This is a genomic window from Aeromicrobium endophyticum (assembly GCF_003586285.1).
GTDB lineage: Bacteria > Actinomycetota > Actinomycetes > Propionibacteriales > Nocardioidaceae > Aeromicrobium > Aeromicrobium endophyticum.
In genome coordinates this window covers 402,752-416,641 of sequence record NZ_QUBR01000002.1, presented here as the reverse complement: position 1 = coordinate 416,641, position 13,890 = coordinate 402,752, and the positions used below count along the sequence as shown (strand labels likewise).

15 protein-coding genes are annotated in these 13,890 nt (G+C 71.4%); all 15 read right to left on the bottom strand.

Annotated elements, in window-relative coordinates; all coding sequences use genetic code 11:
* Positions 1-138 precede the first annotated feature (138 nt).
* The 15 genes from DX116_RS12595 to DX116_RS12525 all read right to left on the bottom strand — a co-directional run bounded on the left by DX116_RS12595 (position 139) and on the right by DX116_RS12525 (position 13,834).
* Positions 139-870, bottom strand: coding sequence for a WecB/TagA/CpsF family glycosyltransferase (locus DX116_RS12595; protein WP_119704613.1), 732 nt, complete (start codon positions 868-870; stop codon positions 139-141).
* A 96-nt stretch (positions 871-966) separates the two neighbouring features.
* The gene (nusB, locus tag DX116_RS12590; RefSeq protein ID WP_119704612.1) at positions 967-1,377 is read right to left on the bottom strand and encodes a transcription antitermination factor NusB; all 411 of its coding nucleotides are present in this window, start codon (positions 1,375-1,377) and stop codon (positions 967-969) included.
* Entirely contained in the window at positions 1,377-1,943 is a 567-nt protein-coding gene (efp, locus tag DX116_RS12585) for an elongation factor P (RefSeq protein ID WP_199716132.1), read from the bottom strand. The genes nusB and efp overlap by 1 nt, the downstream gene beginning before the upstream one ends.
* Complete coding sequence (locus DX116_RS12580; RefSeq protein WP_119704610.1) at positions 1,940-3,007, bottom strand: M24 family metallopeptidase; 1,068 nt, start codon at positions 3,005-3,007, stop codon at positions 1,940-1,942. Before DX116_RS12580 ends, efp begins: the two co-directional genes overlap by 4 nt.
* Complete coding sequence (gene aroB, locus DX116_RS12575) at positions 3,004-4,098, bottom strand: 3-dehydroquinate synthase (protein ID WP_119704609.1); 1,095 nt, start codon at positions 4,096-4,098, stop codon at positions 3,004-3,006. The genes DX116_RS12580 and aroB overlap by 4 nt, the downstream gene beginning before the upstream one ends.
* On the bottom strand, positions 4,095-4,622 hold the full coding sequence (locus DX116_RS12570) for a shikimate kinase (RefSeq protein ID WP_119704608.1): 528 nt from the start codon (positions 4,620-4,622) through the stop codon (positions 4,095-4,097). Before DX116_RS12570 ends, aroB begins: the two co-directional genes overlap by 4 nt.
* A complete protein-coding gene (gene aroC / locus DX116_RS12565; RefSeq protein WP_199716068.1) occupies positions 4,619-5,797 on the bottom strand; it encodes a chorismate synthase in 1,179 nt (392 codons plus the stop codon). Before aroC ends, DX116_RS12570 begins: the two co-directional genes overlap by 4 nt.
* 68 nt (positions 5,798-5,865) lie before the next feature.
* Complete coding sequence (locus DX116_RS12560; protein WP_119704607.1) at positions 5,866-6,546, bottom strand: prepilin peptidase; 681 nt, start codon at positions 6,544-6,546, stop codon at positions 5,866-5,868.
* A 9-nt stretch (positions 6,547-6,555) separates the two neighbouring features.
* Positions 6,556-7,359: a shikimate dehydrogenase gene (locus DX116_RS12555; protein WP_119704606.1), complete on the bottom strand. Its 804-nt coding sequence runs from the start codon at positions 7,357-7,359 to the stop codon at positions 6,556-6,558.
* 13 nt (positions 7,360-7,372) lie between these two features.
* The gene (gene mltG, locus DX116_RS12550; RefSeq protein ID WP_119704605.1) at positions 7,373-8,521 is read right to left on the bottom strand and encodes an endolytic transglycosylase MltG; all 1,149 of its coding nucleotides are present in this window, start codon (positions 8,519-8,521) and stop codon (positions 7,373-7,375) included.
* Positions 8,522-8,530: 9 nt separating this feature from the next.
* Positions 8,531-8,977, bottom strand: coding sequence for a Holliday junction resolvase RuvX (gene ruvX, locus DX116_RS12545; RefSeq protein ID WP_119704604.1), 447 nt, complete (start codon positions 8,975-8,977; stop codon positions 8,531-8,533).
* Positions 8,974-11,631 (bottom strand): alanine--tRNA ligase, encoded by a 2,658-nt coding sequence (gene alaS, locus DX116_RS12540; RefSeq protein WP_119704603.1) that lies wholly within the window; start codon positions 11,629-11,631, stop codon positions 8,974-8,976. Before alaS ends, ruvX begins: the two co-directional genes overlap by 4 nt.
* Complete coding sequence (locus tag DX116_RS12535; RefSeq protein WP_147393662.1) at positions 11,631-11,942, bottom strand: DUF6167 family protein; 312 nt, start codon at positions 11,940-11,942, stop codon at positions 11,631-11,633. The genes alaS and DX116_RS12535 overlap by 1 nt, the downstream gene beginning before the upstream one ends.
* Positions 11,939-12,418 (bottom strand): hypothetical protein, encoded by a 480-nt coding sequence (locus DX116_RS12530; protein ID WP_119704601.1) that lies wholly within the window; start codon positions 12,416-12,418, stop codon positions 11,939-11,941. Before DX116_RS12530 ends, DX116_RS12535 begins: the two co-directional genes overlap by 4 nt.
* Before the next feature lie 51 nt (positions 12,419-12,469).
* The gene (locus DX116_RS12525; protein ID WP_119704600.1) at positions 12,470-13,834 is read right to left on the bottom strand and encodes a replication-associated recombination protein A; all 1,365 of its coding nucleotides are present in this window, start codon (positions 13,832-13,834) and stop codon (positions 12,470-12,472) included.
* Positions 13,835-13,890 lie beyond the last annotated feature (56 nt).

The window sequence follows — 13,890 nt, the reverse complement described above, 5'->3', positions numbered from 1 at the left end:
CTGGTGAGCGCTCGCGAGGGCTTGTGAGGCGATCGTATGGAGCCAGAAAACAGCTGCCGTTGCAGGGTCTATGGCGTCGCCGCTTTCATCGATCGACCCCGCGAAAGATTGTCACGACACGCCCAGGGCGAGCAGCCGTCAGGTGCGGGAGCGGCGCCAGTAGTGCGGCAGGACGTACTTCACGAACACCGGCAGGCACTCGACGATGTAGCGGCGGAAGAGCCGGCTGGGCTCCTGCACCAGCCGGTAGAGCCACTCGACCTTGGCGGCCCGGACCCATCCCGGTGCCATCGTCGCGTTGCCCGTGACCATGTTGACCGCGCCGCCGACGTTGACCACGACGCCGCGGAAGCCCGCCTTGCGGACCTCCTCGCCGATCATGTCGCCGAATGGCGGCGTGACGGCCACGATCAGCAGGTCGACGCCGTACTTCTCGAGCTTCTTGGCGACCCGCTTGGGCTTCCAGTCGCCGCGGTTACCGTGGTCGCGGAACACGACGTGCAGGCCCGAGCCGTGCAGCTGTCCGCGGAAGTCGTAGCCGGCATGACGGTCGGCGCCGAGGATCGCGGCCTTCGTGCCCTGGAACTGCCGGCCCGCGAGCATCCGCTCGAGGAACTCCGAGCCGGTGACCCGGGCGGGGTCGATGCCACGCGACCGCATCAGCGACACGATCGGCCAGCCGTCGGCCGTGATGAAGTCGGCACGGTCGATGGTGCGGGCGAAGTCGTCGGAGCGGGCCGCCAGGGCCAGGTGGTGCAGGTTGACCGTCTGGATGCGCTTGGACCCGTGCTGCAGCACGACGGCGTCGAAGTCGGCGTCGTTGAGGAGGCACTTCTCCGCCATCCGGTCGATCAGCTCTTCGGTGATCACCGCGCACCCGCTCTCTGCCAGGAGACCTCGAGGTCTCACGGGTGCAGAGCGGGTGCGCGCCGGATCATGACGCGGCGGCGCCGAGGTGTGCGTCTCTCAGGACGTCAGCGACGGCTTGAGCTCGACGATGCGGCTGAGCAGACCGTTGACGAACGACGGCGACTCGTCGGTCGACAGGTCGCTCGCCAGACCCACGGCCTCGCTGACGGCGACGGCGTCGGGCACGTCGTCGACGTAGAGGATCTCGAAGGTCCCGATGCGCAGCAGGTTGCGGTCGACCGCGGGCATGCGGTCGAGCGTCCAGTCGTTGGCATTCTCGGCGATGATCTCGTCGAGCCGGTCACGGTGCGCGACGACGCCCTCGATCAGGAGCACGGCGTACTCGTTGACCGGGTAGTCGCCCTCGGCCTGCCGGTCGGCCAGCGTGCCGCCGGTCGGCAGGCTCTGCGCCTCGGACTCGAAGAGGATGTCGAGCGCGCGCTTGCGTGACTTGGTGCGGGCTGACATCAGGACGACACGCGACCGAGGTAGCTGCCGTCGCGGGTGTCGACCTTGATCTTCTCGCCGTTGACGATGAAGAGAGGAACCTGGATCTCCTTGCCGGTCTCGAGGCGAGCCGGCTTGGTGCCGCCGCTCGAGCGGTCGCCCTGCAGGCCCGGCTCGGTGTACTCGACGAGCAGCTCGACCGAGGCCGGCAGCTCGATGTAGAGCGGCACGCCCTCGTGCAGCGCGAGCATCGCGTCCTGGTTGTCGAGCATGTAGTCCTTGGCGTCGCCGACGACGGCCTCGGACACGTTGAGCTGGTCGTACGTCGACTTGTCCATGAACACGTACGAGTCGCCGTCGTGGTACAGGTACTGGAAGTCGCGCTTGTCGACGTTGGCGGTCTCGATCTTGAGGCCCGCGTTGAAGGTCTTGTCGACGGTCTTGCCGCTCATGACGTTCTTGAGCGTGGTCTTGACCATGGCTCCGCCCTTGCCGGGCTTGTGGTGCTGGAACCAGACGACGGACCACAGCTGTCCGTCGAGGTCGAGGACCATGCCGTTCTTGATGTCGTTCGTGGTGGCCATCAGCCGATCTCCAGGAGGTCTTTGGTCATCGTGGTGAGCACCTCGGGGGCACCCGCGGTCACGAGGACGGTGTCTTCGATCCGCACTCCCCCACGACCCGGCACGTAGATGCCCGGTTCCATCGTGAGGACGGTGCGACTGGACAGTTTACCTGCGTGCGAGGCCGCGATGAACGGGTCCTCGTGGATCTCGAGCCCGACGCCGTGCCCGAGGCCCGTCGTGAAGGCGTCGAGCCAGCCGGACGCCTCGAGCGAGGCGCGCGCCGCGACGTCGGAGGCGGCCACGTCGGCGCCGTGCCGGAGCAGGTCGACTCCCGCCTGCTGCGACGCGCGGACGGCCGAGTAGACCTCGCGCTGCCAGTCGTCGGCACGGCCCAGCACGACCGTGCGGGTGCAGTCCGCGTGGTAGCCGTCGACCCGCGCGCCGAAGTCGATCTTGAGCAGGTCGCCCTGGGCCAGGACGCGGTCGGTCGGGTGGTGGTGCGGGACGGCGGTGTGGTCGCCGGTGGCCAGGATCGTCTCGAACGCGATCGCCTCGGCGCCCAGGTCGAGCATGCGGTTCTCGAGGTCGCGGCCCACCTGCCGCTCGGTGCGTCCGACCAGCGGCCCCTCGAGCAGCTGCTCGAGCGCCCGGGTCGAGATGTCGCAGGCGCGGGTGAGCGCGTCGACCTCGTCGTCGTCCTTGACCTCGCGCAGCGACTCGACGACCCGGTCGGCGCCGACCAGCTCGACGCCGTCGAGGCGACCGGTCAGGGACCGGTGGGCGTCGACACTGAGCGTGTGGGTCTCGGCAGCCCATCGGCCGGACGTCATGCGGTGCGCCGCTCCGCCCACGAGATCGCGCCCGATGACGTGGTCGACGTCAGGCAGCTCGATGGCCGCCTGGTCGCGGTAGCGACCGTCGGTGAAGAACACCGGCTCACCCGACGTCGGCACCAGCAGCGCGCCGTTCGATCCGGTGAAGCCCGTCAGGTAGCGGACGTTGACGAGCGTCGTGACGAACACGCCCTCGAGGTGACGCTCGGTGAGCGCGGCGACGAGTGCCGCGCGACGGTCTGCGGCGCTCACGACGCCACCGCCCGGTACGCGTCGAGCAGCAGCGACTCGTCGGGACCGGCGAGGATCACCGGCTGGGCCAACGACTCGAGCACCACGAACCGCAGCTGGTCGCCGCGGGTCTTCTTGTCGAGCCGCATCGTGGTGGCCAGCGCCTCCCAGATGCCGGGCCGGTACGTCGTGGGCAGCCCGACGAGCTCGAGGATCGACCGGTGCCGGTCGAGCAGGTCGCGGTCGATCATGCCCGCTCGGTGGGCCACCTCGGCCACGAAGACCATGCCGATCGAGATGGCCTCGCCGTGCCGGACCCGGTAGTGCTCGAAGCGCTCGACGGCGTGCCCGAAGGTGTGGCCGTAGTTGAGCGCCTCGCGACCGATCGAGCCGTCCGAGCCGGTCTCGCGCAGGTCGCCGGCGACGGTGCGCGCCTTGACCGAGATGCCCTTGGTGATGAGCTCGGCCACGATGTGCGAGGTCGGATCGGCGATCGCCGCCGGGGCGGCCTCGACCAGGTCGAGGATCGACGGATCGGCGATGAAGCCGCACTTGACCACCTCGGCCATGCCGCTGCGCAGCTCGCGCGCCGGCAGGTCGGCCAGCACGTCGAGGTCGCACAGCACGCCGACCGGCTCGTGGAACGCACCGACCAGGTTCTTGCCCTCGTCGGTGTTGATGCCCGTCTTGCCGCCGACCGCCGCGTCGACCATGCCGAGCACCGTCGTGGGCACGTTGACGAAGCGCACGCCGCGCAGCCAGCTGGCGGCGACGAAGCCGGCCAGGTCGGTCGTCGCTCCCCCGCCCAGCCCCACGATGACGTCGGAGCGGGTGAAGCCCGCCCGGCCGAGCACTTTCCAGCAGAACGCCAGCACGTCGGTGGTCTTGGCCTGCTCGCTGTCGGGCACTTCGATGAGGTGCACCTCGAGGTGGTCGGACACGAGCGGCTCGCGCAGCCGGGCCGCCTGCGCGGCCATCGTCGGGGCGTGGATGATCGCGACGCGCATGACACCCATGCCGAAGCCGACGAGTCCCCGCAGCTGTTCGTGCACCCCGTGCCCGATCACGACGTCGTAGGGCCGTGCCGTGGGCACGGTCAGGCGGGTGGTCATGCGGGGTCCTCCTGGATCAGCTGCAGCGCGCGGTCGGTGACCGCGGCGGCGTCGAGGGTGTCGGTGACGATCGTGTAGGTGGCGACCTCCTCGTAGAGGGGACGACGGTGGTCCATCAGGGCCTTCAGGCGTCCCCGGACGTTGCCGAGAAGCAGGGGTCGGTTGCCGTTGACGCCGGCGCGCTTCACGCCCGCCGCCAGTCCGACGTCGAGGAACACGACGCGGTGCCGCTTCAACAGCTCGCGCGTCGCCTCGCTCAGCACGGCTCCTCCGCCGAGCGCCAGAACACCCTCGTGCTCGTCGAGCGCGCGCGCCACGGCCTGCTCCTCGAGCGTCCGGAAGTGCGCCTCGCCGTGGTCGACGAAGACGTCCTGCACCGAGGTGCCCACGTGCTGCTCGATGTCGTGGTCGGTGTCGCGGAAGCCGACCCCCAGCCGCTCGGAGAGCCGCCGGGCGACGGTCGACTTGCCCGCGCCGGGCGGGCCCACCAGGACGACGACCGGACCAGGACGGGTGGTCGTCAACGCAGCCTCAGGTTGGCGAGGTAGCCCTCGACGTTGCGACGGGTCTCCTCGACCGAGTCGCCGCCGAACTTCTCGACGAGGCTGTCGGCCACGACGAGCGCGACCATCGCCTCGGCGACGATGCCGGCCGCGGGGACGGCGCACACGTCCGAGCGCTGGTGGTGGGCGCGCGCCTCCTCACCGGTCTGGACGTCGATCGTGCGCAGCGCGCGGGGCACGGTGGCGATGGGCTTCATCGCCGCGCGGACGCGCAGGAGCTCGCCGGTCGTCATGCCGCCCTCGGTGCCACCGGCGCGGCCCGAGACGCGTCGGATGCCCTCGTCGGTGGGGACGATCTCGTCGTGGGCCAGCGAGCCGCGGGTGCGGGCCAGCTCGAAGCCGTCGCCGATCTCGACGCCCTTGATCGCCTGGATGCCCATGAGCGCCTGCGCGAGCCGGCCGTCGAGGCGCTTGTCCCAGTGCGTGTAGGAGCCGAGGCCGGGCGGAAGTCCCTCGACGACGACCTCGACGACGCCGCCGAGGGTGTCGCCCTCCTTGTGGGCCAGGTCGATCTCGGCGACCATGGCCGCGCTCGTGGCGGCGTCGAAGCAACGCACCGGATCGGCGTCGAGGGCGTCGACGTCGGCGTGACCCGGGATCGCGCCGGCCGGCGCGCGGACCGTGCCGAGCTCGACGACGTGCGACACGATCGTCGCGCCGGTGGTCTGCTGGATGAACTGGGCCGCGATCTCGCCGAGGGCCACGCGAGCGGCGGTCTCGCGGGCGCTGGCCCGCTCGAGGACGGGGCGCGCCTCCTCGAAGCCGTACTTCTGCATGCCGGCCAGGTCGGCGTGGCCGGGGCGGGGACGGGTCAGGGGGGCGTTGCGCTTGAGCCCCTCGAGGATCGCCTCGTCGACGGGGTCGGCCGCCATCACCTGGTCCCACTTGGGCCACTCGCTGTTGCCGATGCGCAGCGCGATCGGGCTGCCCATCGTGGTGCCGTGACGCAGGCCGCCGACGATCTCGAGCTCGTCGGCCTCGAAGGCCATGCGGGCACCGCGCCCGTAGCCGAGCCGGCGACGCGCGAGGGCGGCCTGGATCTCCTTGCTGGTCACCTGCACGCCGGCGGGCAGCCCCTCGAGGACGGCGACAAGAGCGGGGCCATGGGACTCACCAGCGGTCAACCAACGAAGCATGTCGATGATTCTCCCATGCCAGGACGGCCGGCCCGCCACGCGTCCGGCGCAGGGCGCACCGGCACGGCTCAGCGGTAGATCGCGGGTCCGAAGGCAGCCCCCAGGACGGCCCCGGCGACCATGTACGGGCCGAAGGCGAAGCCCTGGGGGTCGACGATGCGCAGCCTGGAGAGCACGACGCCCAGCACGGCACCGAGGATGAAGCCGGCATACATCCCGACCAGCACCTCGTCGGTGCCGAGGGCTCCGAGCGCCGGCGCGAGCACGCCCGACAGACGCACGTCGCCGTAGCCGAACGCCCCGCCCGCGAACCGGTTGCCGGCCCAGTGCAGCAGCCGGAACACGCCGTAGACGACGACGTTGGCCACGAGAGCGTGCACCAGCACGTCGCGATCGTCGAGCAACAGGGCGCCCAGCCCGACCAGGGCGATCGTCACGACGTACAGCGGTGCCACGATCAGGAACGGCAGCAGCCGGGTGTGCCAGTCGACGAACGACAGCAGGGCGCCGACGCCCGCCACGACGACCCACACGGGAAGCAGCTCGGGCTCGTCGATGCGCCAGGCGACGACCGCTGCCATCGTGGCCGCGGCGGCAGCCAGGCCGAGCCGGAGCAGACGGAACTCGGCCAGCACGGCGTACGGCAGCTTGTCGTCGTCGGGCACCGGCGGCTCAGGCACGCGCCGCAGGATCTCAGGACCCAAGGCACCGATGAGAGCCGCGCACAGCGCGGCGACGACGATGGTCACGAGCCGACCCTAGCGAGACGCGAGCGCACCGAGCGCGGCGTCGCGCAGCAGCTGTGGAGGGACCGACGAGCCGGTCATCAGCTCGACCTGCAGCGCGCCTTGGTGGGCCAGCAGGTCGATGCCCGACACGACCCGGACACCGGCTTCGTCGGCGGCGTGCGCCAGCGGGGTGGGCCACGGGTCGTAGACGACGTCGAAGACCGCCGCGCAGGCGTCGACCAGCTCGTACGCCCGCGAGCCGACGGCATCGCCCGGCACGGTCGAGACCAGCAGGTCGACGCGATCGATCAGGGGCTCCTCGAGCAGCCGGACCGTCACGCCGATGCCGCGACCGCGCACGACGGCCTCGGCCTCGGCCGCGCGCGCCGCGTCGCGGACGACGAACTCGACCTCCTCGACCCCCAGGCGCACGAGTGCCAGGGCCATCGACGCCGCCGTGGCGCCTCCGCCGAGGATGCGCGCCGTGACGGGGGCGCCGACACCGCGCTCCCCCAGAGCCGCGACGGCTCCGGGCACGTCGGTGTTGTGCGCCGAGATCAGGCCGTCCTCGACGACGAGCGTGTTGGCGACGCCCAGCACCTCGACGTCGCCCGTGCGCTGGTGGCCGACCTGCGCGGCCTCGCGCTTGAGCGGTGCCGTGACCGACAGGCCCCGCACGTCGTCGCCGAGCGCCCCGACGAACTCGGCCAGCGCACCCTCCGCGACCTCGACCGGCTCGTACGTCCAGTCGAGGTCGAGCTGTGCGTAGGCGGCCCGGTGCATGACCGGCGACAGCGAGTGGGCGATCGGCGAGCCCACGACGGCACAGATCATCGACGCGATCCGCTCATCCGCAGACGCCCTCGGGCGCCGTCTTGCAGTACTCCCGCAGCTGGGCGACGGCACGGTTGTGCTCGGCCAGGGTGTCGGAGAACACCGTCTTGCCGGTCTCGAGGTTGACCGCCACGAAGTACAGCCACGTGCCGTCGGCCGGGTTGAGGGCGGCCTCGATCGTCTTCTCGCCCGGCGAGCCGATGGGTCCCGGAGGCAGGCCCTGGTTCTGGTAGGTGTTGTACGCCGACTCGGCGTCGCGCTCCTCGGGCGTCGTGAAGACGTCGCCCTTGCGGCCGCTGACGTACGACACCGTCGAGTCGAGCTGCAGCGGCATCCCCCGGTCGAGGCGGTTGTAGAGCACGCGCGCCACCTTGGCGTAGTCCTCGTCGTTGTTGGCCTCGTACTCGAGGATGCTGGCGACCGTCAGGATCTGCTCGCCGGTGTAGCCAAGCGCCTTGGCCCGGGTGCTGATGTCGAGGTCGGACGCCACGGCGACGGTCTTGGCCGCCATCTGGCGCAGCAGGTCGAGCGCCGTCGTGCCGGGCGGGACGTCGTACGTCGCCGGGAACAGGTAGCCCTCGGGGTTGCCCTTGGCGACGGCCGGCAGGTCGAGCTTGCCGGGGTCGTCCAGCACGGCCTGCAGATCAGCCTTCGTGATCTTGGTGTTGGCCGCGATGATGTCGACGACCTGGTCGAGCCGCGCGCCCTCCGGGATCGTGACCTTGCCCTCGACCCGGTTGCCCTTGTCGACCAGCGCGCCGAGAGCGGCGTCCGACGACATCTCCTTGCGCAACGCGAAGTTGCCGGCCTGGACGGCGGCGAAGCGATTGTCGTTGAGGCTCAGCTGGTAGAACGCCTCGGCACTCTTGACCACGCCGGCCTTCTTCAGGATGTTGGCGATCTGCTGGCCACCCGCGCCCTCGGGGATCTGCACCGTGACCGAGCCGGAGCCCTGGCCGGTGTAGTCCTCGGCGCTCGAGAAGAACCGGTCCTTGACCTTGCCACCCACGACGACGACCGCGGCGACCAGGACGACCACCACGACCAGCGCGACGATGCGCCGGCCCCACGGCTTGCGGGGCGGGGTGTCGGCGCGCCGACGCCCTGGGCCCCTCGGTCCCTCGGGCTCGCCCATCACCAGATCGAGTCCGCTATCAGTCATGCCATGTCCTCACACGCTCTCGCCGGGGGCTGACCCGCGGGTTCGTTCGGCATCGAGTGCCGTTTGAAGGATCACCGTAGCGGCAGCCTGGTCGATGATGCTGCGCTTGCCCCGTGCGGAGCGCCCGCTGTGCCGCAACATGGCGTCGGCCGACACCGTCGTCATGCGCTCGTCGAACAACCGGATCGGCACCGGGTCGATGGCCTCGCCGAGCTCGGCGCAGAAGGCGCGCACCTTCACCGCGGCCGGGCCCTCGCGCCCCGACAACCCCATCGGCAGCCCGACGACGCACTCGAGCACCTCGTGCTCGAGCACGAGGGCCGCGAGGCGTCCGATCGCCGACGGCCCGGCCGCGACCGTCTCGACCGGCGTGGCCAGGATGCCGTCCGGGTCGCTGACGGCCACGCCGATACGGGCGTCGCCGACGTCGACACCGAGTCGGCGTCCTCGCCTCATCGCGCCAGGGCGGCCTCGACCGCGGAGAGCGCCGCGGGGATGCCTGCCACGTCGGTGCCGCCGCCCTGCGCGACATCGGCCTTGCCGCCGCCCTTGCCGCCGATCTGCGCTCCCACGACCTTGATGAGGTCGTTGGCCGACAGCCCGCGCTCCTGCGCGGCCTCGTTGAGGGCCACCACCGCGGCCGGCTTGTCGCCGGCGTCGCCGATGACGACCACGACGGCCGGACGATCGGCGAGCCGCTTGCGGATGTCGAGCGCGATCGTGCGCACGTCTCCCCCGGCGGCACCGGCGGCGTGGTGACCGACGTAGGCCACGCCACCGACGTCGCGCGCGGACGCGGCGACGTCGCCGGCCGCGCCCAGCAGCTGGGCGGCCTTGATCTTCTCGGCGGCCTTCTCGGCGGCCTTCAGGCGCTCGAGCAGGTCGTTGACGCGTCCGGGGACGTCCTCGGGCTGGGTCTTGAGCAGGTCGGTGAGCTGCCGGACGACGTCGCGCTCCTTGGCGAGGTACTGGAAGCCCTCGATGCCGACGAGCGCCTCGACGCGCCGGTTGCCCGCGCCCACCGAGCCGTCGGACGTGATGACGACGGTGCCGATCTGCGACGACCGGTCGACGTGCGTGCCACCGCAGAGCTCGCGCGACCACGGGCCGCCGATCTCGACGACGCGCACGTCCTCGCCGTACGTCTCGCCGAACAGCGCGAGCGCACCCCACTCGCGCGCCTCGGGCAGCGACATGGTCTTGGCCGTGACGGGCAGGTCGGCGCGCAGCGCCCGGTTGGACGCCTCCTCGACGCCGTGCAGCTGGTCGGGCGACAGCGCGCCGCTCCAGCCGTAGTCGAGGCGCAGGTAGCCGGGACGGTTGTACGAGCCCGCCTGCAGCGCCGTGGGTCCGAGCACCTCGCGCAGCGCGGCGTGGACGACGTGGGTGCCCGAGTGGGCCTGGCGGGCGCCGAGACGCCACTCGGCGTCGACGACGGCCTCGACCGGCGCGTCGAGCGTCAGCTCACCGTCGAGCACACGCACCTGGTGGACCACCAGCCCGCGCACGGGGCGCTGGACGTCGAGCACCTCGGCGCGGCCCCCATCCCACTGCAGGTGTCCGGCATCGGCGTGCTGGCCGCCCGACTCGGCGTAGAACGGGGTGCGGTCGAGCACGACCTCGCCGACCGAGCCCGCGCCGAGCACCGGGACGGTCGCGCCGCCGGCGATCAGCGCCTGGACGCGCGACTCGGTGGTCAGGGTCGTGTAGGCCTGCCAGTCGGTGGGGCCGTTGGCGTCGAGCGCGGAGCGGTAGACCGTCGTGTCGGCGTGGCTGCCCTTCTTGGCCTTCGCGTCGGCCTTGGCGCGGGAGCGCTGCTCGGCCATCAGCGAGCGGAAGCCCTCCTCGTCGACGCTGAGGCCCTTCTCGGCAGCCATCTCCAGCGTGATGTCGATCGGGAAGCCGTACGTGTCGTGCAGGGTGAACGCGGCCTCGCCCGACAGGCCCGAGCCTCCGCTCTCCTTGACCTTGACGGCGGCGCTCTCGAAGATCTGGGTGCCCTTGCCGAGCGTCTGGCGGAACGCGTCCTCCTCGGCGTACGCGATCTGCTCGATGCGCGGGAAGTCGGCCTCGAGCTCGGGGTACGACGCCTTCATGCGCTCGAGGCTCACCGGCAGCAGCAGCGGCAGGGCCGGGTCCTCGAAGCCGAGCAGGCGCATCGACCGCACGGCGCGGCGCAGCAGGCGACGCAGGACGTACCCGCGGGCCTCGTTGCCGGGCGTCACGCCGTCGCCCATGAGCATCAGGCCGCTGCGGACGTGGTCGGCGACCACACGGAACCGCACGTCGTCGGCGTGGTCCTTGCCGTACGTGCGACCCGAGACCTCCGAGGCCTTCTCGATGACCGGGAAGACCTCGTCGATCTCGTAGAGGTTGCCCTTGCCCTGCAGCAGGTAGGCGACCCGCTCGAGGCCCATGCCGGTGTCGATGTTCTTGTTCGGCAGCTCGCCGATCACGTCGAACTGGTCCTTGGCCCGGACGTTGGCGATCTCCTCCTGCATGAACACGAGGTTCCAGATCTCGAGGAAGCGGTCCTCGTCGACGACTGGGCCGCCGTCGGGGCCGAACTCCGGCCCGCGGTCGACGTAGATCTCGCTGCACGGGCCACCCGGGCCGGGCACGCCCATGTGCCAGTAGTTGTCGAGCAGCCCGCGGTCCTGGATGCGCTCGTCGGGCAGCCCCGCGACGCGCCTCCAGATCTCGCGCGCCTCCTGGTCGGAGTGCAGCACCGTCACCCAGATCTTGTCGGCGTCGATGCCGAGACCGCCGTCGGCCACGGAGCCCGTGATGAGCCGCCAGGCATGCGTGATGGCGCCTTCCTTGAAGTAGTCGCCGAACGAGAAGTTGCCGTTCATCTGGAAGAACGTGCCGTGGCGCGTGGTCTTGCCGACCTCCTCGATGTCGAGGGTGCGCACGCACTTCTGGACGCTCGTGGCGGTCTGCCACGGCGGCGTCTCCTGGCCGAGGAAGTAGGGCTTGAACGGCACCATGCCGGCGTTGACGAACAGCAGGTTGGGATCGTCGAACAGCAGCGGCGCCGAGGGCACGACCGTGTGTCCTGCCTGCTCGAAGTGGTCGAGGAAGCGGCGGCGGATCTCCGCAGTGTGCATCAGGTGGCCTTCGGATCGGGGTGGGTCACATCGGGACGGATGGTCTCGGGGAGCTCGTGGTCGGGTCGGGCCTCATCGAGGCGAAGCGCATCGGCGGCCGGGGCGTCTGCGAGCTGGCGGGCGATCTGCCGCTCACGGGCGAGCATCCCGTCGCGCACCTCGGCGCTGAGCTCGCGCCAGCCGAGGCCGAGGGCAGCGGCCTGGTCGACGACGCCCGGGGCCGAGAGGCGGTAGGCCGCGCGGCGGGCCTTGGCAGCGGTGTAGACACCGGCCGCCGACCCGGCGACGAACCAGACGAGACGAGACCTCATGAGCCCAGCCACTGGTCGGACGGCGGCGTGGGGCGCGTCGAGCGCACGGCGCGGCGCCCGGCCTGCAGCCGCTCGCGCCGGCGCCTGCGGAACTCACGGCGCATCAGGGCGGTGATGCGGTCGCGGCTCTCGGCCCGCAAGGCGTACGTGACTCCGTGCAGCGCGATCGACAGGCGGACGCCCGGGCGCCCGAGGGCGGCCTGCACGACCTGGTGCTGGGTGGGCGGCACGACCAGGCGGCCCTCGACGACGCGGGGCTCAAGCTCGGTCGGCAACGACGTGACGACGGCCTCGTGGACGATGACGTCGGCGGACGGTGCCGGCGCGTCGCGGGTGGCGGGGGTCGCGGGATCCTCGACGGGCTGGGTGGCGATCGTCCCGACCCGGCGCACGGCGCGGACGGCGATGACGGCAGCGCAGATCGCGACCACGGCCAGAACCGCGGTCGCCGCGAGGATCCACACCTCTGTCGACATGACGTCGAGCCTATCGCGGGGGCGGTCGGACGACCTGCGTGGCCGGGGCGGTCAGCGGTCGCGCAGGATCGAGCGGATCATCGCCAGACGCTCGCCCAGGCGGGCCTCGAACCCGTGCTCGGTCGGCTCGTAGTAGGTCGAGCCGTCGACGTCGTCGGGCGCGTACTGCTGCCCGACCACGCCGCGGGCGTCGTTGTGCGGGTATCGGTAGTCGTGGCCGTGGCCGAGCTTCTTGGCGCCCGAGTAGTGGGCATCTCGCAGGGCCGGCGGCACCGCACCGACCTTTCCGGCCCGTACGTCGGCCAGCGCGGCGTCGATCGCGGTGATGACGGCGTTCGACTTCGGGGCGGCGGCGAGATGGATGACCGCCTGCGCCAGGGGGATGCGCGCCTCGGGGAAGCCGATCATGGCGACGGCCTGGGCCGTGGCGGTGGCCAGCGGCAGCGCGGTGGGATCGGCCATGCCGATGTCCTCGCTGGCGTGGATCATCAGGCGGCGGGCGATGAACCTCGGGTCCTCGCCGGCCTCGATCATGCGGGCCAGGTAGTGCAGGGCGGCGTCGACGTCCGATCCGCGGATCGACTTGATGAACGCGCTGATGACGTCGTAGTGCTGATCGCCCTGACGGTCGTAGCGCACCGCCGCCTTGTCGACGGCCAGCGCGGCGTCCTCGACGTCGATCGCGTGCTTGCCCTGGCTCGTGGCCGCCCCGGCCGCGGCCTCGAGGTACGTCAGCACGCGGCGTCCGTCACCGCCGGCGAGCCGCACGAGGTGCGAGCGGGCCTCGTCGGTGAGGGTGACGACCCCGGCCAGGCCGCGCTCGTCGGTCAGCGCGCGGTCGACCAGCACGCCGATGTCGTCGTCGGTGAGGCTCTCGAGCGTCAGCAGCAGGCTGCGGCTCAGCAGCGGCGAGATGACGCTGAAGTGCGGGTTCTCGGTGGTGGCGGCGACCAGCGAGACCCAGCGGTTCTCGACGCCCGGCAGCAGGGCGTCCTGCTGCGACTTGCTGAACCGGTGCACCTCGTCGACGAACAGGACGGTCTCGACGCCGCTCTGGGCGAGCGCGCGTCGTGCTCCGGCGATCGTGTCGCGCACCTCCTTGACCCCGGCCGACACCGCGGAGACCTCGACGAACCGGCGGTCGGTGTGCGCGCTCAACAGGCTCGCGATCGTCGTCTTGCCGGTGCCGGGCGGACCCCACAGCAGGATCGTGAGCGGCTGGTTGCCGTCGATCATCTGCCGCAGCGGCGACCCCGGTGCCAGCAGGTGCTGCTGGCCGACGAGCTCGTCGAGCGTCCGGGGTCGCATGCGCACGGCCAAGGGCGCGGAGGAGTGCGTGTTTCCGCTCAGCGAGCCCGAGCACGACCCCGTGGATACGACGGGATCGGGGATGTCGAACAACCCGTCAGAGCTCATGGGTCGAGCCTATCCGCCCGTCCCGACGCCGCGGTTTACCACGCCGGGAGGGCAAA

Coding starts and splice junctions, on each gene's coding strand:
- nusB (WP_119704612.1), bottom strand. CDS start 1,377: ATGTCAGCCCGCACCAAGTCACGCAAGCGCGCGCTCGACATCCTCTTC.
- aroB (WP_119704609.1), bottom strand. CDS start 4,098: ATGACCACCCGCCTGACCGTGCCCACGGCACGGCCCTACGACGTCGTG.
- aroC (WP_199716068.1), bottom strand. CDS start 5,797: ATGCTTCGTTGGTTGACCGCTGGTGAGTCCCATGGCCCCGCTCTTGTC.
- DX116_RS12555 (WP_119704606.1), bottom strand. CDS start 7,359: ATGATCTGTGCCGTCGTGGGCTCGCCGATCGCCCACTCGCTGTCGCCG.
- mltG (WP_119704605.1), bottom strand. CDS start 8,521: ATGACTGATAGCGGACTCGATCTGGTGATGGGCGAGCCCGAGGGACCG.
- ruvX (WP_119704604.1), bottom strand. CDS start 8,977: ATGAGGCGAGGACGCCGACTCGGTGTCGACGTCGGCGACGCCCGTATC.
- alaS (WP_119704603.1), bottom strand. CDS start 11,631: ATGCACACTGCGGAGATCCGCCGCCGCTTCCTCGACCACTTCGAGCAG.
- DX116_RS12535 (WP_147393662.1), bottom strand. CDS start 11,942: ATGAGGTCTCGTCTCGTCTGGTTCGTCGCCGGGTCGGCGGCCGGTGTC.
- DX116_RS12530 (WP_119704601.1), bottom strand. CDS start 12,418: ATGTCGACAGAGGTGTGGATCCTCGCGGCGACCGCGGTTCTGGCCGTG.
- DX116_RS12525 (WP_119704600.1), bottom strand. CDS start 13,834: ATGAGCTCTGACGGGTTGTTCGACATCCCCGATCCCGTCGTATCCACG.